This is a genomic window from Nitrosomonas ureae, from assembly GCF_001455205.1.
GTDB classification, from domain to species: Bacteria; Pseudomonadota; Gammaproteobacteria; order Burkholderiales; family Nitrosomonadaceae; genus Nitrosomonas; species Nitrosomonas ureae.
Map to the genome: position 1 here is coordinate 2,135,569 of NZ_CP013341.1, position 26,556 is coordinate 2,162,124.

Consider the following 26,556-nt stretch of genomic DNA (forward strand, 5'->3'; position numbering starts at 1 on the left):
GTTCTGCGGATCCCCAGCTTACCCCGTCTCGTCTTGTTTAGAACTCTGAATGATTAGAGGCAACCTTAAGAATAATTCGGAGAGGCTGAACCGGTTGGTACTAGCGAGTCTCAACGACATCAAGCATTCATGAAAAATTCATTTAGTTGACATCAGCGCTTCATATTAGGTCGATATAGTTGCGGCAGTGACGACAGTAAACTGATTGTCCGGCGATAAATCAAATGTAATTTAATTTTCAGGAGAAATTCATGAATAAATCAACTTGGGCACTACCGGTTTGTGCCGTGTTGACTACATGGGTTTATGCTGAAGCGGTGCTGGTAGATGGTCCCATGAGTTTCAAACCAATCGCAGCTTCTGCTTATGAGCAAACAACAACCGATCCACGCATTCTCGATAGCGAGCCGTGGGTTATTCCCAAAGGTTTTACGCAACATATTATTGCAGACGAGCGTCATCTGGATATTTATCCTGGATCGAATGATTTACCCGACATGAATACCGTCAATGAAACGGGAAAACATGCGGGCCGCTATTTATATCGTACCCATGAAGTGCGACCCGATCTTGCGCCTTATGCCGGGGGCGCCGTTTCCATTGTGGATTTGCAAACCGGCAAGGCTGATATTCTGGCGCAACGTCATGATTGGGAAGGGCTGGATGGTTTGGTGTGGACGCCCTGGCAGACACTTCTTTTCGCGGAGGAAACCATATCAGCCGCCCTGCCTGATCCTGAGGCACCTGATGCAGAAAGCGGCATGTTATACGAAATAATATTCGCCAAGAACGATCCGACCACCGCAGCAGAAATCAAAGTTCGGCCCATGTTGGGATCACTCTCTCATGAAGGTATTGAAATTGACGATGAAGGCAACGTCTACGTTATCGATGAAACTAAAACGGGTTCCATTTACAAATTTGTACCGCACACCTATGGTGATTTGAGCAGGGGTCAGCTATATGTTTTACGCGTGAAAAACGGTGTCAAAACCGGCGAGGCTGAATGGATTGCGCTGGATATGAATCAAGTGCAGGTCAATGCCAGGGTTGCTGCTCAAGCTGTAGGCGCTACACCTTTTTGCCGCCCGGAGGATTTGGAGCGTATCGAGCATACTTTGTTTGCAGCATTGACCTGTGAGGATGCTAACGATCCGATCAACACTAATGGCCCTGGTGCAATATTGGCTATTAAACTGGCAGCCATTCCGATAGTGAGCTATTTCGTCCAGCCTGGCGTGAATGTACCCTATGAAGTTAAGCCCACAAGTACAGCCATTGGTGTAACCGGGTTCATGCGACCCGACAATCTGGCGCGCAGCCCGGACGGTAAGTTATGGATTGTTGAGGATAACCCCAACAGTGATATCTGGGTTGCGTTGCCGGATGAAGATGGGGATGGTTTCAGTGATGGTGTGTATTTATTTGCTTCATTGAAAGATGCTGCTGCGGAAGGTACCGGTATCTATTTTGGTAAGGATCCGCATACGTTGTTTGTAAACATCCAGCATTCCGGTACCGGAAATGACAAGACCATGATCATTACCAATAAACGGTTGGATCCGGTCGGGGAATAATCACTTAACACGCTTACATTAGGAGCCATGCATGAAAATTGATAATTTACTGGTGCGAGTAGCTGCATCCATGGGTTTCGTGTTGTTGAGTATCATCACCAGCATTGCATTTTATGAGCTGACCGTGGATTGGGGAAGTATTTCAGGCTTGTTTATGGGGCTTTATCTTTATTCTGCCTATTTATTGTTTGGCATTATTTGCAATAAGCCTGGAAATAAAATACATCGCTTTAATACGAAACCTTCGTCGAAAAATAAACCCTCGGTATCACGTAATAAAATTTATGAATATTAAAATTGTGTATTCATCGTGCTGCCGTAATTTCTTCTCAAGAAAATTTCTATGCTTCCCTCTCGATGCATTGGAAAATAACCGCTTAACCCAAGCACTTGGATGGTTTAAAGTGTCACAACAATCCTGGAGATCGTGGGCGTGTTGAATTGGGTTCTATGTTTTACTATCTTCTAACTGCTTTTCCTCTCAGCCTGCTATTTGCCTGCAGTTACTGAGAGGATTCTCAAAAGCAATCTATTTGTCATCACTCTGTCACATCAAGTGATTAAGATTTCATCTTATTCCAGATCTAGGTTCGCGATAGGAGCATTCAAATGAGATTGCACTTTTTTCATGTATTGGCAGCTACTACAGCGCTATTGTGTACAGCGATTGCTACCGCCGCTGATATTACCGGTGCGGGCGCCACCTTTCCTTATCCGATTTATGCCAAGTGGGCGGATAAGTATCATAAAGAGACAGGCATCCGACTGAATTATCAATCCATTGGTTCCGGTGGCGGTATCAAGCAAATCAAGGCCAGGACTGTGGATTTCGGGGCATCTGACAAGCCTCTGACACGGGAAGAGCTGGAGAAGGATGGCTTGACACAATTTCCGACGGTGCTGGGTGGCGTTGTGCCCATTACCAATCTTGAAGGAATCGAGGAGGGTCAGGTTAAATTAACCGGAAAAGTTTTGGCCGATATCTTCCTGGGAAAAATCAAGCGTTGGAATGATGCATCCATTGCTGCACTAAATGAGGGCATTGTTTTACCCGCCAGCAATATCGCGATCGTTCATCGCGCGGATGGCTCCGGTACTACTTTCCTATTTACTGATTATTTAAGTAAAGTGAGCCCGGAATGGAAAACTAAAGTAGGTGCAGCGACTTCAGTGGCCTGGCCAACAGGTACTGGTGGGAAAGGCAATGAAGGCGTGGCCAATTTCGTGAAGCGAATCAAGAATTCGATTGGTTATGTCGAGGCGGCTTACGTAAAACAAAACAAACTGCATTATGTGCAGCTGCAAAATTTGGCAGGTCATTATGTATTGCCTACCGAAGAGAGTTTTAGGGCTTCCGCTGCTAATGCTGAATGGGATAAAGATTCCGGATTTTACGAAATTCTTACTGATAAACCAGGCTCAGGCAGTTGGCCGATTACCGGCGCTACTTTTATTCTAATGCACAAATCTCAGAGTAAACCGGCGCAAGCAATGCAAGTATTAAAGTTTTTTGAGTGGGCCTATGCGCATGGCAATCTTACGGCGCTGGAATTGGATTATATTCCGCTGCCCGACAATCTGGTTGCTTTGATTAAAACCTCGTGGGAAGCCAATATCAAAGGTAAAGATGGTCGCGCGATATACACGGTTAGCGAGTAGCTCATGAAAATAACATGTGTCTAGCCATTACAGTTATATACAACGATCAATGCCAAAAATTATTTCCATAGCAAAGCTAAAAAGGCAACAGCTACTGGATCAGTTATTTCAAAAAACAACGTGGTTTTTTACCGTGATCGTTTTAGTTCTGCTGGTTGCGCTGATAGGTTCGCTTGTCGTGGGCAGCCTGCCTACCATTAAGACTTTTGGTTTTAACTTTCTTATTAGTTCGGAGTGGAATCCGGTTACAGAGCAATTCGGCGCGTTGGTGCCGATTGTGGGCACTTTGGTTACCGCAATCATTGCACTGTCGATCGGTATTCCCGTGAGCTTCGGTATCGCACTGTTCCTGACGGAACTATCCCCCCCGTGGTTGCGCCGCCCGCTTGGAACGGCGATAGAACTCCTGGCCGGAATTCCCAGCATTATTTACGGCATGTGGGGTTTGTTTGTATTTGCCCCGTTTTTTGCCGCCACAGTGCAACCTTGGTTGCAGAATACTTTAGGAGATTTACCGGGCATTGGATTTTTGTTTGAAGGCGCTTTTATGGGAATAGGCATGTTAGCTGCCGGCATTATACTGGCAATCATGGTGATTCCTTTTATCGCTGCCGTCATGCGTGATGTGTTCGAGATTGTGCCTTCCATGCTAAAGGAATCAGCCTATGCTTTTGGTGCCACGACCTGGGAAGTGATCTGGAATGTGGTCTTGCCCTATACCAAAAGCGGTGTTATCGGCGGGATTATGCTCGGGCTTGGACGAGCATTAGGTGAAACCATGGCGGTTACGTTTGTGATTGGTAACGCACATCAGTTACACGCTTCCCTTTTTATGCCCGGAAACAGCATTGCTTCGGCGTTGGCCAATGAATTCACCGAAGCTGACGGGGAATTGTATACCTCGGCTTTGATTGAGTTGGGTTTGATTCTGTTCTTTATCACCTTTGTAGTGTTGGCTTGTTCCAAGCTGTTGTTAATACAGTTGAAAAAACGAGAAGGTGTTGCTACGTAGAGGTTTGTATGATTCCGATCTATACTCGAAGACGCATGATCAATATTCTTCATCTGACTTTCTCTGTCTTGGCTATGATCTTTGGCCTGTTCTGGTTGTTCTGGATATTGTTTGTCCTGATCGGAAAGGGACTGGATGGCATCAGTGTCGCGCTTTTTACCGAAATGACACCAGCGCCGGGCGGTGCGGGTGGATTGCTCAACGCGATTATTGGCAGCTTGATGATGGTAACACTGGCCACTTTGATCGGTACCCCGATGGGTATCCTGGCGGGCACCTATTTGGCTGAGTTTGGTCAGCACGGCTGGTTAGCCTTAGTGACCCGTTTTATTAACGATATTTTGCTATCTGCACCGTCTATCGTTATCGGATTGTTTGTTTATACCGTCTATGTGGCCAGGGTTGGCCATTTTTCCGGCTGGGCGGGCGCTCTGGCGCTGTCAATCATTGTCATTCCGGTTGTCGTGCGTACCACGGAGGATATGTTGCGACTTGTTCCGGACAGCCTTCGTGAAGCAGCAGCAGCTTTAGGCGCGCCACCATGGAAAGTGGTTACGCTGGTGACCTGGCGTGCTTCCGAAGTAGGCATATTGACCGGTGTGCTGCTGGCAATTGCGCGTATCAGTGGAGAAACTGCGCCGTTGCTTTTCACGGCGCTGAATAATCAGTTCTGGACTGTGGACATGAATCAACCGATGGCAAATTTGCCGGTAGTGATATTCCAGTTTGCCATGAGTCCGTATGAATCATGGCAGGAATTGGCATGGGCTGGAGCATTGTTGATTACATTGAGCGTTTTGGGGCTCAATATCATTGCGCGCTTTTTCTTGCGCAAGAATAAATTGCCGGTCTGAAGATTTTTTACCGCCAATTACCGGATTACTGATGAAAAGACAGATACATAAAACAACAGGTAATGAATATGAGAAACCAGCAAATATTGTTCTACAGTAAATTATTGGGATCGCACGAGCATCCGCAAATTACGGAAGAAGTGTCTGAATTTAAGGCTACGATGAATACCAATCAAGCAAAACGAGATGATGCCAAAGTGACCATCAACGATTTAAACTTTTACTATGGCAGGCACCATGCACTCAAGTCAGTCAGTATGAATATTCTGGAGAAAAAGATTACCGCATTTATTGGCCCCTCCGGCTGCGGAAAATCGACATTATTGCGTACGCTCAACCGCATGTATCAACTTTACCCCAGCCAGGTGGCTCGGGGCGAGATTATGGTGGATGGCGTCAATATTCTTGATAAGAATCACGATATCAATATCCTGCGCGCTAAGATGGGTATGGTATTTCAGAAACCGACGCCTTTTCCTATGTCCATTTTTGATAATGTGATATTTGGCGTGAAGTTATATGAAAGCTTAAACCGTAGCGAATTAATGGAACGAGTCGAATGGGCATTACGCAAAGCCGCGCTATGGGAGGAAGTTAAGGATAAGCTGAATCAAAGTGGCATGAGTCTTTCCGGCGGGCAGCAACAACGCTTGTGTATTGCCCGCACCATTGCCGTGAAACCCGAAGTGGTGTTGCTCGACGAACCAACTTCAGCGCTGGATCCGATTTCCACCGCGCATATTGAAGAGCTTATTTTTCAACTTAAACAAGATTACACCATCGTTATTGTCACACATAATATGCAGCAGGCAGCACGCGTTTCCGATTTTACTGCTTATATGTATTTAGGGAAATTAGTCGAATTCGGTGAAACAGATACGATTTTCACCACGCCCAAAGAGAAAGCTACCGAGGATTACATTACGGGTAAGTTTGGTTGATTTGCGGCGTAGAGAATGAATGTATAACCAAAACAGACTTTTGTTAACTCGCGGTGCGTCTTGGTTTCTATACACGGATGTGCAGCAGTCTCTATGGTAGTGTCAGTTGCACGTATGGCTGCTTGCTTTGGTTTTTTACTTATTGCTTGCGGTCAATTCTTTCGATACGTACCATTTATAACCGGGTGCATTTATATCTCATAACGCTTGATAATGAACCTCAATCACCTCCAGTTCTTCCACCCCACCCGGAGTATGCAACGTCACCACATCACCTTCATGAGCCTTGAGCAACGCCTTGGCCAACGGTGAAATCCAACTGATGCGACCACACCCGGGCTCCGCTTCGTCCATGCCAACAATACTGTAAGTTTGTTTCTCGTTTTGGGCATTACAGACTGTTACAGTAGCGCCAAAAAAAACCTGATCGCATTCGCCACGCTGTGAGGGATCAACTATCTCTGCACTATCCAGACGTCTGGATAAGAAACGCAAGCGGCGATCAATTTCACGCAAGCGCTTTTTACCGTAAATGTAATCACCATTTTCTGAACGATCCCCGTTGGAAGCCGCCCAGGTAATAGTTTTTACCAATTCCGGGCGTTCCACTTTCCACAACTGATCGAATTCATCCCTCAATCGTTGATACCCGCCTGGCGTAATGTAATTCTTTATACTCTGCGGTAATTTCGGTGTGTCGTCCAGGTCATCGTCGTCTTCGTTTTCCTTGGTAAATGCCTTACTCATACTTAAAAGTCTTCACGAGAAATTTTGCGTGGAACTTATTCTTTAATAAAACCGATTCAGCTACTGAATGATTTGAATGCCATGCCGCCAATGATGCGTATTCGTGCTAAATACTCCCGGTTGTTCCTTAGTCATTAACCACCTGCCGGAGGTCGGTGTTATATAGGTATTAGTAATAGCCTCTATTCTTGACTAAGAGCGTATTGGCCACAGTACTGTCAACAATGGCGTCAACTTTCTCTAATGCCTTTCTGCCCAACAGCAATGGTGTTGAGAAACGGGAACGATCAATCAGATTGACCATGATGTTATAGGGTTTGCCATCAAAATGAATTTGTATCTTTACGACAGGACGTGAATGATATTTTTGAGCTTGAGTACCATCAATGGCACGTCTTTTTATTTTTGAATAGCGAACAATCGGTAAATTGTAGTGGAGTGTCTGTTCCAATTCGGGATGAGAGACTTTAAACTTCACATACGCTTCACCTTCTTTTTCGTATAAATGAATATCTGTTGCGGATATTGAAGCAGTTTCCGCACCTGTATCCAGCTTTGCCGTCAGCGTAACCTCGTCAGGTGCCAGCGTTACCGGTTCAAGATAGCCATAAACGGATTTATTTGCTGTAACAGGCGTTGCGGTCAGAAAAAGAACTGCGCTTATCAGCAGCAGAAAATTAAAATAAAACGGATAGGTTTTTTGTGATTTCATAACAAGTATATTTTTCATAAAGATTCATTGTTATTTGAGCACAATGTGAACTCATATTTTGAACAACGATATTTAATAATTATGCTACTACATTGATGCGGATTGTAATGAAGCAGCGCGCAGGAAAAACAGACGCCTTTTTAAAAATACCTAAAACTGGATGAAGTGTCAAACATGCAGACTAGCAATCAGAAATTCTGGAAATTTGTATCTGCTTGATCCGGAATAGATGTAAGTCGTTGGTTCTATTTATATTATCAGATTAACTGCATAGGGAAAAGCTGGTGCAGTCGCGAAAAGAGTGGATTATCGATTGCAATCCACTCTTGCGAGCTGAATGCTCAATGAAGAACTGTGATTATTTATGGGAAAGTCTTACGGTTCCTGCACTGTTCAAATAAGCACCGAGGCGTTTGGCCAAGTAAACTTCCACGTCGCCTGTTGATGTGCTGGTTTTGGTTTCCAAGCCCACGCCACAAGCCCATAACTGTGCATCTAAGATCGCGATGCGGGAATTGTGGTTTTCATTAATTGTTTTAGCTTGAAAATTGGCATAGGTATTGTTTGCTCCTTTAGAGGTATCAACAACGACAGTTCCATCGGGGAGCGTGATCAGAACACGGCCATTCGCTATCAGTGCGGCGACTGTGTTAGCTTCATTGAGTAATGAGTTGTAAGTAGGTGCCCCTGTAACCCCATTCAGTTTGTTTTTGAATTTTGTTACTTGTGCCGGTGTCAATAGGGCATTCAGATTTGCATAGGCAGGTGCGGTTAATTTGGTTAGAACTTGATCCCCGCATGCAGCCATTGCATTGAAACTAACCAACAACAAGGCAGCAACTAGAGACAATAAAGACATTTTTTGCATTTTCATGTGAAATCTCCGATGTGTTTTTAAAGTATTACCAAGCACATTACAAGTACCGAATGTGCTCAATAATGCATCATTCGTATTCGCACACATCACGTATGTGACGAGTGTGATGTATGCGAGGGGTATGCTAGCAAGCGACCATGACATGCCGATGTCAGCAAGATTGCAGTAGCATTAAGTTTGTGAGAATGAGTGGAAATGAGGCATTAAATAAGAAGTGGGGTGATCTGAATCGGAAAACCATTTTCCGGACACAGGAGTAATGTGTTTGACAGCCTAGTGGATACTCGGTATTTTGCAGCTAGGTAGGGAGATACTTCATACTTATATGCGTTTACGCGAAGAATATTTGCGATGGGTGTCGTGATGCCAGGGTGAGGGAGTCTGAGTTCGTGATATTGGAGAGAATTTTATGTCTGAAGTAGCTGCTGTAATGCAAAAAAGTGATAACACCAATAGTGCCGGGCTAAGCGTGCAAGCTATTAGCGAATTAAATGATCGTTACCGCTCGCTCAATTTTGAGGAGCGCTTGCGCAATCTCTATGTTGATTTTCATCCTGAGAAAGTGATGGTGACATCCTCTTTTGCAGCAACCTCTGCTTATTTTTTGCACATTATTTCCCGTATCCGTCCGGAACAGGTTATTTTTTTTGTAGATACGGGTTTTCATTTTACGGAAACCTTGTTATATCGCGATTATTTGATCGGGTTATATCATCTTAAAGTCAAAGACCTGAGAGCGGATGCCTATCAGCACTGGTACAGCAAGAAAGAAAAACTGTATGAAGTGGATCCTGATTTCTGCTGTACGATAAATAAAATTAGCCCATTGGAAGAAATCAAGCCCAACTATGATGTTTGGGTGTCAAGTTTGATGAACTGGCAGACGGATCATCGTGCAAGTTTGAGCATTTTTGAAGAACGGCGGGGAATTATTAAATTTAATCCGATGATTGATGTGACTCGTGAAGAACGCGACGCCTATATCCTTGAGCATAAATTACCTTTCCACCCGCTTGTGGCTGAGGGGTATTCCTCGATAGGTTGCACGCATTGCACTGTGAAAGGTGAAGGTCGCTGCGGTCGTTGGGCTGGGAAGCCCAAGACCGAGTGTGGCTTGCATCTTTAATTCTCTAACTGATATACAGTTATGTCTTGTAAAGTAAGTATTTGCGTTACTTGATTTTGATTTTAAATTGATCGGCGGCCCTGACCAGAGCCGATTGTATGCCGGGTTCCCATGCCGAATGGCCGGCGTCATCAATAATGATATATTCAGCTTGTGGCCAGGCCTGATGTAGATCATCCGCACTGACGATTGGGCAGACCGCATCATAGCGCCCTTGCACAATGGTGGCGGGAATGTTGTGCAGTTTATGTACGTTTCTCAGCAAAGCGTTTTCCGGCAAAAAAATGTTATGGCTAAAGTAGTGTGCTTCCATGCGTGCCAAACCCAATGCGACAGTATCGCTGGCAAAATAACTGATCGTGGCGGGATTGGGCAACAGTGTGGAGCACGAACCTTCGTAAGTGCTCCAAGTGCGCGCGGCGGGCAAATGTATGGCTGGATCAGGACTCATCAGGCGCTGATAGTAAGCCGCAAGAATATCGTTGCGTTCCTCTGTTGATAGCGGTGCAACCAAAACACGCCAGGCTTCGGGAAATAAATTGCGAAGTCCGTAAAGAAACCAGTCGATCTCCTGTTTGCGACAAAGAAAAATTCCCCGCAGAATAAACCCCAGGCAGCGTTCCGGATGTGCTTCGCCGTAGGCAATCGCTAATGTGCTGCCCCAGGAACCTCCAAATACCAACCATCGATCAATTTCCAGATGTTGTCTGAGTAATTCCAGATCGTTAATCAGGTGAGGGGTCGTATTTTCGCGAATTTCACCGAGGGGGGTAGAGCGTCCTGCACCTCTTTGATCATAAATTACAATGCGATAATAGGTCGGATCAAAGAAACGCCGGTGCGCTGGGGTTGATCCGGCTCCGGGGCCACCGTGCAGAAAGATAACGGGAATTCCGGCAGGGTTTCCGGATTCTTCCCAATACATGGTGTGAATTTCATCCAAGGGTAATCTTCCTTGACCATGAGGCTCGATTTCGGGGTATAGTTCAGCAGCTAAATGTTTGTCCATAGTATGTAACGAAAAATGATTTCTGATTAATGAGTCATGAAATTGAAGGAATAGCGTGACAAACCGCACAGAGTTTAAAGCTTAAATGAATTATAGTTCTGATATATTGCTTGAAAGATTGCATAGGTTGCATACTGTATCAATGTTTTAAGGAATAATATATGCCCAATACTATACTGAAAGGACGGGAAGTTTCCATGTTACGTGAAGAGATGGAGATTTTAATGAATGAGCGTCAATGCTTGCTGGATACCACAGGGGCCGCGGCCATGTTTGTAGCCAAATTGGATAGTGCTGTGTTGCCCGCATCGGCTTGCCAGGCAGCGAAAATTTTATCCAGTTCGCTTAATAACTTACCGGAAGAAACCTTGCAGGATGCATTGGAAAGAGTGAAGTTAGTATCTGCAGTCCGTGCATGAAAAAAAGCATGATCTAGGCACGCCAAAGGTTGGGCTTGTACTGACCGGAGGGGGGGCACGCGCAGCTTATCAAGTAGGCGTATTGCGCGCTATTGCGGAATTATTGCCGGATAAGTCGCGTAATCCGTTTCCTGTTATTTGTGGAACATCAGCAGGGGCTATCAATGCTGCCAGTATAGCCGTTGCGGCCAACAATTTTTCTGAAGGTGTAGCGCAGTTAGAGGATGTTTGGTCAAATTTTCACGTAGATCAGATTTATCGCTCTGATCTGGTCGGTGTGGTTCATAATACTTTGCGCTGCTTGCTGTCGTTAATTTCGACTGAATATGGCCAGCATAATCCCATTTCCTTATTGGATAATGCGCCCTTGGAAGCGTTGTTAAGAAACCGTTTTTCTTTTCGCACCATCCAGCACTGCATCCGTTCCGGTTCATTACATGCCTTGGGATTGACCGCATGGGGCTATACCTCGGGACAGTCGGTTACGTTCTATCAGGCTGCAAGAGAAGTCTTGCCTTGGAAAAGGGCGCAGCGGCTGGGCGTTCCGGTTGAAATCGGGGTTGAGCATTTAATGGCTTCTTCGTCAATACCTTTCATTTTTCCGGCCGTAAAATTGAATCGTGAGTATTTCGGTGACGGCTCGATGCGTCAGATGGCACCGATAAGCCCGGCGCTTCATCTGGGCGCCGATAAGGTGTTGATTATTGGTGTACGTAAACCTGTAACCGATGAACCCAAACGTACCAGCGCTACGAGTTACCCACCTTTTGCGCAGATTGCAGGACATGCGTTGAACAGTATTTTTGTCGACAGTCTGGATGTTGATCTGGAGCGCTTGTTGCGCATTAATGAAACGCTGAAGTTGATTCCCTCTGAAGTATTCAAACAAAACAGTGTTTCACTGCGTCCGGTTGAAGCAATGATGATTGCGCCCAGCGAGGGTATCAACGAGATTGCACAGAACTATGCTCATACCCTGCCGTGGATCATGCGTTCTCTATATCGCGCTATTGGTGCCATGGGGCCCAATGGATCGACCTTGCTGAGCTATGTGCTATTTGAAGCGCCTTTTTGTCGGCATTTGATTGAATTAGGCTATAACGATACCTTGCAGCAGAAAAACGAGCTGCTGAAGTTTATTGGTGTTGAGGATCAGGCAGGGAAAAATGGCGGTTAAATTTTTTGTGATTTTGATTTGAATTTTAATCGGGAAAGATTAAATGGCTTTTGATAGTCCGCAATTCTGGATTGCTGTTATGCAAATTATCGCAATTGATATTGTGCTGGGAGGCGATAATGCGGTTGTCATTGCACTTGCTTGCAGGCGCTTGCCGGAACATCAACGCAGACTGGGCATTATGTGGGGTGTTGTCGGTGCTATTGGGTTACGTGTGGTGTTGATCTTTTTTGCGCTAAGTTTGCTTGCTATTCCCTACTTGAAAATTGTTGGTGCGGTTCTGTTGCTATGGATCGGTATCAAGTTGCTGCAACCGGAACCGGCAGAGGTGCATGAGGTTGATGCCAGTACGACCTTAGTGGGCGCAATTAAAACGATTATTGTGGCCGATGCCGTGATGAGTCTCGACAATGTAATCGCTATTGCGGGTGCGGCTAAGGATAGTATGGGTCTGGTAATTTTTGGCTTGGTCATCAGTGTGCCGATTATTGTGTGGGGAAGTCAGCTGGTGATGCGAGTCATGGATCGATATCCGGTGACGATTCTGATAGGCGCCGGACTGCTGGGATGGATTGCGGGCGATATGGCGATCACCGATGTGGCGACCAAAGATTGGGTCAGTACCCAGGCAAAATATCTACATTGGATTGCGCCGCCGGCAATGGCTTTGCTGGTGATTATGCTGGGTAAAATGCTGGCTGCCCGACAGCAGACCAAGATTGGCCCTGTCATTGATTTGGTTGATGAAGAAAAATCCAACTGATGATTGCTGCAATTAAAAATAAAGGGACTGATCATGCTAAAAATCCTGTTACCTGTTGATGGCTCTGATAATTCCGACAAGACAGTCAGTGAGTTTATTCAATTACTGGATTGGTATAAGGAAAAACCGGAATTGCATTTATTGAACGTGCAATATCCTCTCGATGGCAATGTCTCGCTATTTATTAATCAATCGGATATCACACAATATCATCAGGAAGAAGGCTTAAAAAGCCTGCAATCCGCTCGTGATTTACTGGATCAAGCGGGAATTTCCTACCAACACCACATTACTGTCGGAAATCCGGCTGAAATGATTGTTCGTTTTGCGGTCGAAAAGCAATACGATCAGATTGTTATGGGACCGCGTGGTAAAGGTGGTATACAAGGTATGCTGCTGGGGTCGGTAACGAACAAAGTGATGCAACTGTCAAACCTTCCCGTGTTGCTGGTTAGATAATGTTTTCCTGAGGCCAATACATTGAAACTCAGGGTTCTCGGATGTAGCGGGGGAGTGGGAAGCGGGGCGCACACCACGGCCATGTTATTGGATGATGATGTTCTCATTGATGCAGGAACCGGAGTGGGAAATTTGACCATCGAAGAAATGATCAAGATTGACCATGTTTTAGTGACGCACGCACATCTGGATCATGTGGCTTTTATTCCTTTTCTGGTGGATACCGTTGGTTCCATGCGCGCCAAGCCGATAATCATTCATGCCATACCGGCGACACTGGATATACTGCAAAAACACTTATTCAACTGGTATCTCTGGCCGGATTTTACAAAAATCCCACTAGCCACCATGCCTTATATGCGCTATGAAGCTCTGGCATTGGATCAAACCATCTGCCTCAACCAGCGAAGAATCACGCCATTGCCTGCAAATCATACCATCCCGGCCGTGGGTTATCAGCTCGATTCCGGTCAAGCCAGTCTGGTATTCACCGGTGATACTACGACTAATGATGCATTATGGATAGCCGTTAATAAAATTGAAAATCTGAAATATTTAATTATTGAATCGGCTTTCTGTAATCGGAAGCGGGACATCGCTCAAAGATCCCGGCATTATTGTCCCAGCTTGCTGGCAGAAGACCTGAAGAAACTGGAACGGACAGCGGAGATATTTATCACGCATTTAAAACCCGGCGAAGCTGAAATAACGATGCAGGAAATCAACCAGTGCATGGAAAGTTATCATCCTCGCCAGCTTGAGAATAATCAATTACTTGAATTTTAGGATGTGATGCCATGAATGCAACTGTATTAACGCCTCATCAGGCAAAAGATACCTCTAATACCCCTGAGGGATCGAATGCGATTGCGAATTTCCGTAAAGTTATCGACAAGATAAATGCTGCCAATAATTTAGACGAAATCATGGCGGAAGTCAGTAAAGATATCTGTGCGCTATTTAATGCTGAACGATTGACGATTTATTCATTGAGTGCAGATAAATCATGTTTTGTGTCACGGGTTAAAACAGGACTGGATTCGTTTCAGGATTTGCAAATGCCGGTATCAGAGAAGAGTGTTATTGGTTTTGCCGGATTGCAGAAGAAAGTAATCAATATTGAGGATGTTTACAATAAATCCGAGTTAAAAAAAATTAGCCCCTCGCTAACGTTCTCTAACGATGTCGACAAGCGTACCGGTTATCGTACTAAACAAATGCTGGTGGTACCGATCTTGCATCCGAATAACCAAGACCTGACAGGCGTGGTTCAGGTCATTAACAGCAATAATGACGAGCCTTTCTCAGCCGCGACAGTGAAGAAGGGCATAGAAATTTGCCAAGCGCTGGCGGCTGCGTTTAATCAGCAGCAACAACCGGTGCGGTTGCTTAAATCAAAATATGATTATCTGATTTCCGATGCGGTAATTTCCGCTGCGGAACTTGATCTGGCAACGCGTTCAGCACGAAAAAAAGGCTGCGATTTGGAAGATGTGCTGGCGGATGAGTTTCAGATTGCCTTGCCGCTCATCGGCAAGGCACTGGCTTTATTTTTTGGAGCCAAGTACGAGTCTTTTAGGAACGATCGGATCAAGCCGATGGATTTACTAAAGAATATTAAAAAAGATTATGTTGAAAGTAATGCATTGCTACCGATTGATGAAACCAAAGAGGGCGTGGTGGTTTTAACGCTCGATCCGGAACAGATCAAATCGCAACGCATTGCAAACACGATTTTCCCCAAGCACAAGATTATTTATGCAGTCACTACCAAGCGTGAATTCACCGCGACGGTAGAGCAGTTTTATGGCAGCAGCCAGGACGAGGCGGGTGCCAGTGATATTAATGAAATGCTTTTCAATCTTGGAGACGAGCAAGTTGAAGAGGGCTCCAACGACATAGAGGAATCTTCAGCCGCATCGGACAATGAGCTGGTTAAATTGGTGAATAAAATCATCACCGATGCCTATAAGATGGGGGTATCGGATATTCATATCGAGCCTTTTTCCGGCAAGGAAAAAACCAAAATCCGCTTCCGCAAGGATGGTTCATTGATGCCCTATATCGAGATTCCGGCCAGTTATCGCAATCCGCTGGTGACGCGGATCAAGATCATGTGCGATCTGGATATTTCGGAGAAGCGCAGGCCTCAGGATGGCAAGATTAAATTCAGAAAGTTTTCGCCACTGGATATTGAATTGCGGGTTGCGACCATTCCTTCGGCAGGTGGGGTGGAAGATGTCGTGATGCGTATTCTGGCGGCCGGTGAACCGATTCCGCTGGATAAAATGGGATTCACCGCGCGTAACCTGGAGGAGCTGAAAAAAATTGTCAGTAAGCCTTATGGGCTATTTTTTGTCTGCGGCCCCACCGGTTCGGGTAAAACAACCACGCTGCACTCGGTGCTGAAATATCTCAATCGCGACGATACCAAAATCTGGACCGCGGAGGATCCGGTGGAGATCACCCAAAAGGGATTGCGACAAGTGCAGATTAACGTCAAAGCCGGGCTGACCTTTCCGGCGATCATGCGCTCGTTCCTGCGTGCGGACCCCGATATCATCATGGTGGGTGAGATGCGCGACAAGGAAACCACCAGCATCGGTATTGAGGCCTCGCTCACGGGGCACTTGGTTTTAGCTACACTGCATACCAACAGCGCGCCGGAATCGGTGATCCGTTTGCTGGATATGGGGATGGACCCGTTCAATTTTTCCGATGCGTTGCTGGGCGTGCTGGCGCAGCGGTTGACCAAGCGCTTGTGCAAATGCAAGGAATCATATGTGGCCGACGAACGGGAGATCAACGCGCTGTTAAACGAATACTGCGAGGAACTTAGGAATATCGATCATTTTAAAGCCGATCCCGAAGCAGCCATGCAAGAAATCCGTCAGCAGTGGATCGAACGGTACGGCGATGAAAGCGGGCAGATCGTGCTGCATAAACCGGTCGGTTGCGATCAGTGTAATAACACCGGTTTTTCCGGCCGAGTGGGATTGCATGAACTGATGACCGCCAGCGACGCGCTGAAGAAAAATGTCCAGGAGCGCGCGCGTGTGGCGGAAATGCTGGTGACGGCTTTAAGCGAGGGCATGCGCACGCTGAAACAGGATGGCATCGAAAAGGTTTTGCAGGGCGTGACGGATATTCATCAAGTGCGGGTGGTATGTATCAAGTAACCGATCAAATGTGACAAAAATGGTCACATTTTGACGTAATGAGCTGCAGTGTTCAGAGCCGTAAGTAAGCCAACAATGAATTGCTATTTTATACCGGGCGGGACGATCGGTTTTTCAGCCATTTCTTGAAGGATATTTGACTTTCACCCGAAGGTTTGCCCGCCAGTAATCCTTCAACACGGATAGCTTCATCAAGGTCTTCCCAGTGTGTTTCGTGTCCTTTTCTGCCGAAGGAATTACCATTTAACATCATGGAAGTATGCATTACATGTTTCTCTTAATTGCAGTTGATGTTTACTGATGATGTCTTAGATATCCCGCATGGATTATCCCGAATAGTGTGAGTAATCCTCGTTGATCAATACTACGGACTTTTTATTAAGCTTGAGATGTCACTTAAATCAAAAGCTCTCGGCGAGAACTATTCGATTTATTTGGGTTTTTAGGGGTGCTCGATATTCTGAAGGAGAAATGAAAAAGGCGCAATGTCCATCAAGCATTGCGCCTTACAAACTAAATCTGTATTAGCAAATGGCACCAGCTGCACGAGTTAAACAGCCTCCGCCTTTGACCCAAGCTATTTTTCCATCTGCTCCGAGGGTGCCAGTCATTTGATAGGTATCTGTTGCAGCAATTCCATTTACAGCCCTGGGAGTGAGTACTAATGTTGCTACGCCACCTGCAACTGTAAGCGCAACTCCAGCTGGATCAAACGGAGAGTTTGCTGCAGATGTTGCGATACCGGGAATGCCAGCAGCAATTGCCGCAGCATCGGGTACACCAGCAGCTACTGAGATTGCTGTAAAGTTAGCACCCGCTGAACAACTTCCATTCTGTGCACATATTTCCACTGCTAACTTAATAGGAGAGCTTGCTACGATAACTTCAGAAAATCGTGCTTTTAGAGTGTAGCTTTGATAAGCAGGCACTGCCACTGCAGCCAGAATACCGATAATAGCGACAACGATCATCAATTCAATCAATGTGAAACCTTTTTGTGCATGTTGCATTTGTTGTTCTCCTTTTGGTTGATTAGGGCACACAGTGTGTGTGATGCTTCATAAGCAGAAATCGTGCCAGAATTTTCATTTTAAGAATATTCTAGCAAAATAAATATCCGTTTATCGACTTGCCATTGTTATTCGTTGCATGGATCGCACATAGGAGTGTGATCGATTTAAGCCGGATGGGCTTTATTTCTGACCAAAGACTTCTTCCCATAGCGCCAGCACGGCCGTGCGATCGTTTTTCAAATGGCTGCCGTCGACCCGGGCAAATTTCTGTGTTTGTCCATCGTTCGGTGCGTTACCGGTCATGTCCGCGTCATCATTTAATCTCAGGCGATGCTGGATACGACGGAATTCCCGGTACGCCGAGCGTACTTGCTCCGCGGTGTTGGTCGAGATCAGCCCGAGTTCCCCGGCCAGTTTTAATAGCGCAATGTTGCCGATATTTCCAGTAAGTTGCGGATATTGGCAGGCATAACCCAGAACCAGGTATTGCACGATGAATTCAACATCGATGATACCGCCGCGATCATGCTTGATATCGAACAAAGCAGTTGGGTTGGGATGAACGTCCAGCATTTTCTCGCGCATTTTCAGAATTTCTTGCTTGAGTTGGATTACATCGCGTGTGTTACATAGAATTTCTTTGCGGGTGTTTTCAAACACTTTCCCGGCGTGTGGGTCGCCCACTACGAAACGTGCCCGGGTCAATGCCTGATGTTCCCATACCCAGGCTTGTTCATGCTGGTATTGCGCGAAAGCATCCATCGAGTTGACCAGCAAACCGGTTGCGCCATTCGGGCGCAAGCGCAGATCGGTTTCATACAGTAAGCCGGCCGATGTGTGGCGAGTGAGCCAGGCATTGATGCTTTGCCCCAGTTTGGTATAAATTTCCGCCGCATCGGGATGATCATCCTGATACAAAAATATCATATCAAGATCGGAGGCATAGCCCAGTTCTTTCCCGCCCAATTTACCATAGCCGATAATCGCAAATGCCGGTGTCTCCCGGTGGCGTTTTTTTAAACCTACCCAGGCCAGCTTCAATACATTGTCCAGAATCAAATCGGCCAGGGCGGTCAGATGATCGCTCAGCGTTTCAAGCAATAGCGAGCCTTCCAGATCGGTGACCAATAGCCGGAACACTTGCGCATGCTGAAAATGCCGCAAGACATCCATTTGCCATTCGATTACGTCATTTTTGGGATTATTGACATGATTCAATTGATACATAAGATCGTGATTGAGTGCTGCCCAATCCGGCTCCGGGTGCGGTACATCGCGACGCAGTAACTCATCCATTAGAATGGGGTGACGTCCCAGATAGTCGCTGGCCCACTGGCTGATACTGGCCAGTTCCGCGGCCCGCTGCAGGGTATGAGGATGCTCCAGTAGCAGCGCCAGATAAGAAGTTTGCGCGCTGATCTTCTCGAGCAGCTGCAGCATGCGCTCAAGCGTGGTTTCAATCGGTGGGAGCTTGGCGACTGCTTCAATTAACAAAGGAACCAGGGTATTGATCTGTTGCCGGTTAAATTCAGGCAATTGATGATAAAAAGTACTCTGATAAAACAGCCGGAGCCGTTCGGACACTTTTTCCGGCTCGGTGAATCCCATTGTGCTCAATTGTGAGGCGGCAGCTTCGGTTTTGGAGGTATCCTGTGCCTTGGTCTGCCACAGATAAGCCAGCGTGTCGTGCGTGTGCGATTTCTTGGGAGCGGCAAAAATGAGCTCAAAGTGACGCGTTACGTCTCTTCGATGAATATTTAATTGATGCATAAAGTCGGCATAGCTCCGGAAACCCATGCTGCTTGCGATCAACTGCTGATCGTCCGGATTCAAGGGCAATGTTTGCGTTTGCTGATCATCCAGGTATTGCAGGCGGTGTTCCAGTTTGCGCAGGAAGTGATAAGCATCTATGAGTTGTGTGATCGCATGTTCCGGCAGTTGTTGCTTATTTCTCAGGCGTTGCAAGACACTGAGTGTGGGGCGAATGCACAGATCAACGTCGCGGCCGCCGCGGATTAATTGAAAAACCTGTGTGATAAATTCTATTTCACGAATGCCGCCAGGACCCAGTTTGATATTGTCGTGCATTTCGCGGCGCTCGACTTCCTTGCGCAATTGCGCATGCAGGCTGCGCATCGATGCGTACGCGTTGAAATCCAGATATTTCCGGAATACAAAAGGCCTGACTATTTTTTCCATCAGGATCGATTGGGTTTCGGCATCAGCGTGGCTGGCGATGATTCGGCCTTTGATCCAGGCGTGACGTTCCCATTCCCTGCCTTGTTTAATGAAATATTCTTCCAGCATGGGGAAACTGATGGCTAACGGACTGTTCTCACCATGTGGGCGCAAGCGCATGTCGACTCGGAATACATACCCGTCTACGGTAAAATCATTAAGACTGGCGATCAGTTTACGTCCCAGGCGGGCGAAGAATTCATGGTTCGAAATTGGTTTGGCGCCATCGGTTTCACCCTCTTCCGGATAGATAAAGATTAAATCCACATCGGATGATACGTTGAGCTCGCCGCCGCCCAGTTTGCCCATGGCGACAACCAACAGGTGTTGAATGTTATGGCTATGCTCGCCTCGCGGTAACCCGAAGCGATCAGGTTGTGTCATCCAGTTTTCATGGTACTGAAGCGCGAAATTGATCGTGACTTCGGCAAGCTCGGTCATGCAGCGCATGACTTCATATAAATCGGCCTGACCATTAATGTCGCGGATAAATAAACGAAGTAGGGTTTGTTTGCGTAAATTGCGTAGTACGCTGTGTAAAGTTTTCTCATCCGTGATATGTTTGGCGTAAGAGGCAAGGAATGTTTGCATCTCAACTTTTTGGAGAGGAAACTGAAGGGTTTTCAGCAATACATTTTTTTGTGCAGGTTCGCTTTCCAACAGGCGTTGCGCGTAGCGACTGAAGGGTAGGGCCGCAGCCAGTGCTGCGTCTGGGGAGTGATCGGTGGTGTCCATTGTTGAACGGTTAATTTTTTATTGTAATCCAACCTTGCTAAGACAAGGTTAAGCAAAATCAAAATACAACGTTATCAGAGTAAATGCTAGAATTCTGCATAATAATATGAATCCATGATTTTATATGGAATAATTAACAAAAAAGAAAAAGGTGCTTGATAAAAATGAGAGTTCAATAGCGCAATTTACCGATACTTCGTATATTGCTGCGGATTCAAATAATCAAAGCGTTTTACCACAGAAAAGTACATGGCTTAACAACGATCTATGAAGGAAAATGAGAAACACCAGGGGTTTCGTGTAGCTGCGATTCAAATGGCCTCGGGCCCAAGCGTGACTGCGAATTTGGAAGAAGCAGCGCGTCTGATAGAAGATGCTGTTTCACAACAGGCCAAGCTGGTCGTCTTGCCCGAGTATTTTTGTATCATGGGGATGAAAGATACGGATAAGTTGGCGATTCGAGAGCAGCCAGGAGATGGACAGATCCAGAAATTTCTCAGTGATACGGCAAAACGTTTAGGAATATGGTTGGTGGGAGGGTCAGTGCCATTGGCATCACCGGATCCGGACAAAGTTTATAATAGCTGCCTGGTTTATGCGGATAGTGGAGAGCAAGTTGCGCGTTACGACAAAATTCATTTGTTCGGATTGCAATTGGGGCAAGAACATTATGCCGAGGAAAAAACCATTAAAGCGGGAGACAAAGTAGTGACTGTGGAGTCGCCTTTTGGACGTATCGGTTTATCGATATGCTACGATTTGCGGTTTCCGGAGCTGTTTCGCCTCATGAGGAATGTCGATATTATCCTTGCGCCTGCGGCGTTTACCGCAATTACCGGAAAAGCGCATTGGGAAGTATTGGTGCGTGCACGTGCGGTTGAAAATATGGCCTATGTGATTGCGCCCGGACAGGGGGGATATCACGTGAGTGGGCGCGAAACCAATGGAGATAGCATGATCGTTGACCCCTGGGGGGTGGTAATGGAGCGTCTGCCACGCGGTTCCGGTGCAGTGGTGGCAACCATTGACCCGGATTACCAGACCAGTTTGCGGGCAAATTTGCCAGCGCTGGATCATCGAACTTTACAGCCTTGTTAAATTAAAGTGCTTTGTGCACTGAATCAGCCTTATTCGGCTGGCGCATGCTCTATTGAGCAACATAAACGGAATATAATGACCATTGAATCCATGACAGAATCCAGAGAGTTTATTGCAATTGCAGATCGTTGCTTATTGACGCCCTACGATATTGATACTGCAGGATTGCAGCGCGTGTTGGGCCAAATACTCACGCATAAGATTGATTATGCGGATTTGTACTTTCAATATAGCCGCTCGGAAGGTTGGATGCTGGAAGAAGGTATCGTCAAGTCAGGCAGCTTCAATATTGAACAAGGTGTTGGAGTTCGTGCGATCAGCGGAGAAAAAACCGGCTTTGCTTATTCCGATGATATCAGTATGCCTGCACTGGTTTCGGCGGCACAGGCAACACGAGCCATTGCTAATCAGGGCGCCATGCATTCCGTGCAAATAGCAAAACGTAATGGCGTAATGGATCGGCAAACTCAATTGTATTTGCCTGAAGATCCGATAGTAAGTCTTAGGGATGCGGAAAAAGTAGCGTTGTTGGAAAAAATTGAACGCTATACGCGACAACTTGATCGCAGGGTTACTCAAGTAGTGGCATCGCTCGCCGGTGAATATGAGGTTATATTGGTAACCCGAAGCGATGGATTGCTTGCAGCTGATGTGAGACCGCTGGTGAGATTGTCTTTGCAGGTGATTGCCGAGGAAAATGGTCGTCGTGAGCAAGGCGTTGCTGGCGGTGGCGGGCGCTTCAATTACGCTTATTTTACCGATGAAATTTTGCAGGACTATGCTCAAAAAGCTGTGCATCAGGCAATCATCAATCTTGATGCTCGTCCGGCGCCTGCCGGCACTATGACGGTCGTCTTGGGCAGTGGTTGGCCTGGGATATTACTGCATGAAGCGATTGGCCATGGTCTGGAAGGAGATTTTAATCGCAAAGGTAGCTCCGCTTTCTCAGGGCGAATTGGTGAGCGTGTCGCAGCACCCGGTGTAACGGTAGTCGATGATGGAACAATTCCACGCAGGCGAGGATCGTTAAATATTGATGATGAGGGTAACCCGACCCAATGTACTGTATTGATAGAGGATGGCATACTTAAAGGCTATCTGCAGGATAGTTTGAATGCCCGATTGATGGATTCTCCGGTGACCGGCAATGGTCGGCGTGAATCTTTCGCACATATCCCCATGCCACGCATGACCAATACGTATATGCTAAATGGCGATAAGGATCCGGCAGAAATAATAGCTTCAGTGAAACACGGTCTATATGCTGCGAATTTTGGCGGTGGACAAGTCGATATTACCAGCGGAAAATTTGTTTTTTCCGCTGCGGAGGCTTATATGATTGAAGACGGAAAAATTACCTATCCGGTTAAGGGGGCAACTCTGATTGGTAATGGACCTGATGTGCTGACAAGAGTGTCGATGATTGGTAATGATATGCTATTGGATCCAGGGGTGGGTACCTGTGGTAAAGAAGGCCAGAGCGTTCCGGTGGGCGTTGGACAGCCAACACTACGGATTGATGGGCTGACAGTGGGTGGTACAGGTGTTTGACGGCACGATATGAAACTTTGCTGTTGAAATATTTTTAACTTGTTGAATTAACATTGGGATGCAAAAAGCATGAGCGCGGAATTGACCGGTGCTGAAATTACCATACGGTGTTTGCAGGAAGAAGGTGTAAAGTGTATTTTCGGTTATCCTGGCGGGGCTGTATTATTTATTTATGATGAATTGTTTAAGCAGGATAAGGTGCGGCATATTCTGGTGCGCCACGAACAGGCAGCGATACATGCGGCGGATGGTTATGCACGTTCCAGCAATAAAGTGGGGGTAGCGCTGGTGACTTCCGGTCCCGGTGTAACCAATGCAGTGACTGGTATTGCCACGGCTTATATGGATTCGATACCGATGGTGGTAATCAGCGGTCAGGTACCTACTAACGCTATTGGTTTGGATGCATTTCAGGAAGTGGATACTGTTGGGATTACACGGCCTTGTGTCAAACACAATTTTCTGGTGAAAGATATCACAGAACTGGCGCATACGATTAAGAAAGCCTTTTACATTGCATCGACAGGCCGCCCGGGTCCCGTGCTAGTAGATATTCCGAAAGATGTATCGCAGCAAAAAACCAAATTTGTATATCCTGACAAAGTATCAATGCGTTCTTATAATCCTGTGACGAAAGGTCATGCCAAGCAGATTAAAAAAGCCGTCGAATTGATCCTCAGTGCTAAGCGTCCAGTGGTTTATGCGGGTGGAGGGGTGATATTAAGTGATGCTGCGCCACAATTGACCGAGATGACGCAAATGCTGAATTTTCCTTGCACCAATACGCTGATGGGATTGGGAGGATATCCAGCAACTGATAAGCAATCATTGGGTATGTTAGGGATGCATGGTACTTATGAAGCGAACATGGCGATGCAATATTGTGATGTCCTGATAGCTGTGGGTGCCCGATTTGATGATCGCGTCATTGGTAATCCCAAGCACTTTTTTAATGAAAACAGGAAAATTATTCATATTGATATTGATCCATCATCAATTTCAAAACGCGTAAGAGTAGATATACCAATTGTTGGCGATGTTTTGGATGTACTCAAGGAATTAATCAAGTTACTTAAAACTGAGAAAGATAAACCGGATCATGTTGCATTGAAAGAATGGTGGAAACAGATTGATTTATGGCGTGAGCGGGATTGCCTGAAATTTGATCGCAAGAGCAAGATCATCAAACCGCAGATGGTGATCGAGAAATTATTCGAGATTACTAAAGGCGATGCGTTTATAACTTCAGATGTCGGTCAGCATCAAATGTGGGCAGCGCAGTTTTATAAGTTTGACAAGCCTCGGCGTTGGATCAATTCCGGTGGATTGGGGACGATGGGATTTGGCATGCCTGCCGCAATGGGAGTGCAATTGGCAAATCCGAATGGGAAAGTGGCTTGTGTTACTGGTGAAGCGAGTATCCAGATGTGCATTCAGGAGTTATCAACCTGCAAGCAGTATAAATTGCCGCTGAAAATTATTAACCTGAATAATCGTTACATGGGGATGGTTAGGCAGTGGCAAGAATTTTTTCACGGGAATCGCTATGCAGAATCGTATATGAATGCGCTGCCTGATTTTGTAAAACTGGCCGAAAGTTATGGACATATCGGAATGAAAATCGAAAAACCGGAAGATATCGGAGATGCTTTAAAAGAATCATTTAAGCTTAAAGATCAGTTGGTTTTTATGGATTTTATTACGGATCAGTCTGAAAATGTTTTTCCCATGGTGCCAGGCGGTAAGGGGCTCTCTGAAATGATTCTGGTATAGAAAATAAATGCGACATATTATTTCGTTATTAATGGAAAACGAGGCGGGCGCTTTGTCTCGTGTAGCAGGCCTTTTTTCAGCGCGTGGTTATAATATTGAATCGCTTTCAGTTGCACCCACTGAAGATCCAACTTTATCACGAATGACACTGGTAACCGTCGGATCGGATGAAGTCGTGGAGCAAGTGACCAAGCAATTGAATAAACTGATCGAAGTGGTAAAAATTATAGATTTGAGCGATGGAAATCATATCGAGCGTGAATTAATGCTGGTGAAAGTGCGTGCGGTTGATGCGCAACGTGAGGAGATTAAGCGATTAGCTGAAATTTTTCGTGGCTCTATCATCGATGTTACGGATAAATCTTATACTATTGAACTAACAGGTACCAGCGAGAAATTGGATGCATTTCTTGAAGCTATTGAATCCAGTGCAGTACTCGAAACCGTGCGAACCGGCGCTTCCGGTATAGGGCGCGGAGAATGGATTTTAAAGGTATAATCCGCAATTGCCAATTTACGCGGATCTCAAGGTTAGTAATCCAGAGTATTCAATTCGTTAAGAAGTTTTCTCTTTATTGCTCCCCTGTTTTACCCTAATTTTGTTTAAAAGGAAAATAATGAAAGTTTATTACGATAAAGACGCCGATTTATCTCTCATAAAAGGAAAAAAAGTAACTATATTGGGCTATGGTTCACAAGGACATGCCCATGCCAATAATCTGAGTGAATCAGGTGTTAAGGTTACCGTAGGTTTGCGCAAGGGCGGAGGCTCCTGGAGTAAGGCGGAAAAAGCAGGCTTAAAAGTTAAGGAAGTTGCTGATGCGGTTAAAAATGCAGATGTTGTGATGGTCTTATTACCCGATGAGGAAATTGGTTCGGTATATAAAAAGGAAATTGAGCCGGGGTTGAAAAAAAATGCAACATTGGCTTTTGCCCATGGCTTTAATGTTCATTATGGGCAGGTAACGCCACGTGAAGATCTGGATGTCATTATGATCGCACCCAAGGGGCCAGGTCATTTAGTGCGTTCAACTTATTTGCAGGGAGGTGGCGTACCGACATTGATAGCGGTGCATCAGAATAAATCAGGTAAAGCACGCGATCTGGCATTATCTTATGCGGCTGCCAATGGAGGTACTCGTGGGGGTGTGATAGAAACTAATTTCCGAGAAGAAACTGAAACGGATTTGTTCGGGGAGCAAGTTGTATTATGCGGTGGTTTAACTGCGCTGATTCAGGCCGGTTTTGAAACACTGGTGGAAGCCGGGTATGCTCCGGAGATGGCTTATTTCGAATGTTTACATGAAGTTAAGCTAATTGTTGATCTGATTTATGAAGGTGGTATCGCAAATATGCGTTATTCCATTTCCAACAATGCTGAATATGGCGACGTGTCCCGTGGGCCACGTATTATTACTGACGAAACGCGTGCCGAAATGCGGAAAATCTTGCATCAGATTCAAACCGGTGAGTATGCAAAGGAATTTATTCTCGAGAATCAGGCAGGTGCACCGGTACTTAAATCAAGTCGTCGTATTGCATCCGAGCATCCCATTGAACAAGTGGGTGCTAAGTTGCGTGATATGATGCCATGGATCAAGAAGAATAAACTTGTTGATCAAGGTAAAAATTAACTA

General features: G+C 45.9%; 25 protein-coding genes. 18 read left to right on the forward strand and 7 right to left on the reverse strand.

The genetic code is table 11. From position 1 onward, the window contains the following. Positions 1-251: 251 nt before the first annotated feature. From ATY38_RS09730 to pstB, 6 genes are all read left to right on the forward strand, one after another. Complete coding sequence (locus ATY38_RS09730; RefSeq protein ID WP_062559130.1) at positions 252-1,577, forward strand: alkaline phosphatase PhoX; 1,326 nt, start codon at positions 252-254, stop codon at positions 1,575-1,577. Positions 1,578-1,608: 31 nt separating this feature from the next. Continuing rightward, the gene (locus ATY38_RS09735; protein WP_062559131.1) at positions 1,609-1,872 is read left to right on the forward strand and encodes a hypothetical protein; all 264 of its coding nucleotides are present in this window, start codon (positions 1,609-1,611) and stop codon (positions 1,870-1,872) included. Positions 1,873-2,186: 314 nt separating this feature from the next. Beyond that, positions 2,187-3,236: a phosphate ABC transporter substrate-binding protein PstS gene (gene pstS / locus ATY38_RS09740; protein ID WP_062559132.1), complete on the forward strand. Its 1,050-nt coding sequence runs from the start codon at positions 2,187-2,189 to the stop codon at positions 3,234-3,236. Between the two features lie 49 nt (positions 3,237-3,285). Further along, entirely contained in the window at positions 3,286-4,248 is a 963-nt protein-coding gene (gene pstC, locus ATY38_RS09745; RefSeq protein ID WP_062559133.1) for a phosphate ABC transporter permease subunit PstC, read from the forward strand. 8 nt (positions 4,249-4,256) lie between these two features. Continuing rightward, on the forward strand, positions 4,257-5,102 hold the full coding sequence (gene pstA / locus ATY38_RS09750; protein ID WP_062559134.1) for a phosphate ABC transporter permease PstA: 846 nt from the start codon (positions 4,257-4,259) through the stop codon (positions 5,100-5,102). A gap of 68 nt (positions 5,103-5,170) precedes the next feature. Continuing rightward, positions 5,171-6,043, forward strand: coding sequence for a phosphate ABC transporter ATP-binding protein PstB (gene pstB / locus ATY38_RS09755; protein WP_074701727.1), 873 nt, complete (start codon positions 5,171-5,173; stop codon positions 6,041-6,043). A gap of 198 nt (positions 6,044-6,241) precedes the next feature. Here the strand turns inward: pstB and greB are convergent, their stop codons facing one another. The 3 genes from greB to ATY38_RS09770 form a co-directional block, all read right to left on the reverse strand. Beyond that, entirely contained in the window at positions 6,242-6,790 is a 549-nt protein-coding gene (greB, locus tag ATY38_RS09760) for a transcription elongation factor GreB (protein WP_062559135.1), read from the reverse strand. 169 nt (positions 6,791-6,959) lie between these two features. Then, on the reverse strand, positions 6,960-7,520 hold the full coding sequence (locus tag ATY38_RS09765; RefSeq protein WP_062559136.1) for an ATP-dependent zinc protease family protein: 561 nt from the start codon (positions 7,518-7,520) through the stop codon (positions 6,960-6,962). A gap of 340 nt (positions 7,521-7,860) precedes the next feature. Further along, the gene (locus ATY38_RS09770) at positions 7,861-8,376 is read right to left on the reverse strand and encodes a hypothetical protein (RefSeq protein WP_062559137.1); all 516 of its coding nucleotides are present in this window, start codon (positions 8,374-8,376) and stop codon (positions 7,861-7,863) included. 412 nt (positions 8,377-8,788) lie between these two features. Between ATY38_RS09770 and ATY38_RS09775 the strand changes: the two genes are divergently transcribed. Next, positions 8,789-9,505 (forward strand): phosphoadenylyl-sulfate reductase, encoded by a 717-nt coding sequence (locus ATY38_RS09775; RefSeq protein WP_062559138.1) that lies wholly within the window; start codon positions 8,789-8,791, stop codon positions 9,503-9,505. Between the two features lie 46 nt (positions 9,506-9,551). Here ATY38_RS09775 and pip read toward each other — a convergent pair whose 3' ends face one another. After that, positions 9,552-10,514: a prolyl aminopeptidase gene (gene pip, locus ATY38_RS09780; RefSeq protein WP_062559139.1), complete on the reverse strand. Its 963-nt coding sequence runs from the start codon at positions 10,512-10,514 to the stop codon at positions 9,552-9,554. A 161-nt stretch (positions 10,515-10,675) separates the two neighbouring features. Between pip and ATY38_RS09785 the strand changes: the two genes are divergently transcribed. From ATY38_RS09785 to ATY38_RS09810, 6 genes are read left to right on the forward strand one after another with little or no spacing between them, the layout of a single operon-like run. Continuing rightward, entirely contained in the window at positions 10,676-10,933 is a 258-nt protein-coding gene (locus ATY38_RS09785) for a hypothetical protein (RefSeq protein WP_013648039.1), read from the forward strand. Next, positions 10,926-12,110, forward strand: coding sequence for a patatin-like phospholipase family protein (locus ATY38_RS09790; protein WP_062559140.1), 1,185 nt, complete (start codon positions 10,926-10,928; stop codon positions 12,108-12,110). The genes ATY38_RS09785 and ATY38_RS09790 overlap by 8 nt, the downstream gene beginning before the upstream one ends. Positions 12,111-12,153: 43 nt before the next feature. Beyond that, positions 12,154-12,873 carry a TerC family protein gene (locus tag ATY38_RS09795; RefSeq protein ID WP_062559141.1) on the forward strand — a complete coding sequence of 240 codons (720 nt, stop codon included), beginning with the start codon at positions 12,154-12,156 and terminating at the stop codon, positions 12,871-12,873. 33 nt (positions 12,874-12,906) lie between these two features. After that, positions 12,907-13,332 carry a universal stress protein gene (locus tag ATY38_RS09800; RefSeq protein ID WP_062559142.1) on the forward strand — a complete coding sequence of 142 codons (426 nt, stop codon included), beginning with the start codon at positions 12,907-12,909 and terminating at the stop codon, positions 13,330-13,332. Positions 13,333-13,353: 21 nt separating this feature from the next. Further along, positions 13,354-14,118 carry a 3',5'-cyclic-nucleotide phosphodiesterase gene (locus ATY38_RS09805; protein ID WP_062559143.1) on the forward strand — a complete coding sequence of 255 codons (765 nt, stop codon included), beginning with the start codon at positions 13,354-13,356 and terminating at the stop codon, positions 14,116-14,118. A gap of 11 nt (positions 14,119-14,129) precedes the next feature. Beyond that, on the forward strand, positions 14,130-16,511 hold the full coding sequence (locus tag ATY38_RS09810; protein ID WP_062559144.1) for a GspE/PulE family protein: 2,382 nt from the start codon (positions 14,130-14,132) through the stop codon (positions 16,509-16,511). A gap of 88 nt (positions 16,512-16,599) precedes the next feature. Here the strand turns inward: ATY38_RS09810 and ATY38_RS15850 are convergent, their stop codons facing one another. The 3 genes from ATY38_RS15850 to glnE form a co-directional block, all read right to left on the reverse strand. Next, positions 16,600-16,776, reverse strand: a complete 177-nt coding sequence (locus ATY38_RS15850) for a DUF2442 domain-containing protein (RefSeq protein WP_201011887.1) — start codon at positions 16,774-16,776, stop codon at positions 16,600-16,602. A 259-nt stretch (positions 16,777-17,035) separates the two neighbouring features. Further along, positions 17,036-17,521 carry a pilin gene (locus tag ATY38_RS09815; RefSeq protein WP_062559145.1) on the reverse strand — a complete coding sequence of 162 codons (486 nt, stop codon included), beginning with the start codon at positions 17,519-17,521 and terminating at the stop codon, positions 17,036-17,038. Positions 17,522-17,704: 183 nt separating this feature from the next. Further along, positions 17,705-20,497 carry a bifunctional [glutamate--ammonia ligase]-adenylyl-L-tyrosine phosphorylase/[glutamate--ammonia-ligase] adenylyltransferase gene (gene glnE / locus ATY38_RS09820; protein WP_062559146.1) on the reverse strand — a complete coding sequence of 931 codons (2,793 nt, stop codon included), beginning with the start codon at positions 20,495-20,497 and terminating at the stop codon, positions 17,705-17,707. Between the two features lie 267 nt (positions 20,498-20,764). On the opposite strand from glnE, the gene ATY38_RS09825 reads away from it, so the two are divergent. From ATY38_RS09825 to ilvC, 5 genes are all read left to right on the forward strand, one after another. After that, complete coding sequence (locus tag ATY38_RS09825) at positions 20,765-21,595, forward strand: carbon-nitrogen hydrolase family protein (RefSeq protein ID WP_013648030.1); 831 nt, start codon at positions 20,765-20,767, stop codon at positions 21,593-21,595. Between the two features lie 75 nt (positions 21,596-21,670). Then, positions 21,671-23,146, forward strand: a complete 1,476-nt coding sequence (tldD, locus tag ATY38_RS09830) for a metalloprotease TldD (protein WP_062559147.1) — start codon at positions 21,671-21,673, stop codon at positions 23,144-23,146. Positions 23,147-23,215: 69 nt separating this feature from the next. After that, on the forward strand, positions 23,216-24,919 hold the full coding sequence (locus ATY38_RS09835; RefSeq protein WP_062559148.1) for an acetolactate synthase 3 catalytic subunit: 1,704 nt from the start codon (positions 23,216-23,218) through the stop codon (positions 24,917-24,919). A gap of 7 nt (positions 24,920-24,926) precedes the next feature. Next, on the forward strand, positions 24,927-25,418 hold the full coding sequence (gene ilvN, locus ATY38_RS09840; protein WP_062559149.1) for an acetolactate synthase small subunit: 492 nt from the start codon (positions 24,927-24,929) through the stop codon (positions 25,416-25,418). A 118-nt stretch (positions 25,419-25,536) separates the two neighbouring features. Beyond that, a complete protein-coding gene (gene ilvC / locus ATY38_RS09845) occupies positions 25,537-26,553 on the forward strand; it encodes a ketol-acid reductoisomerase (RefSeq protein WP_062559150.1) in 1,017 nt (338 codons plus the stop codon). Positions 26,554-26,556 lie beyond the last annotated feature (3 nt).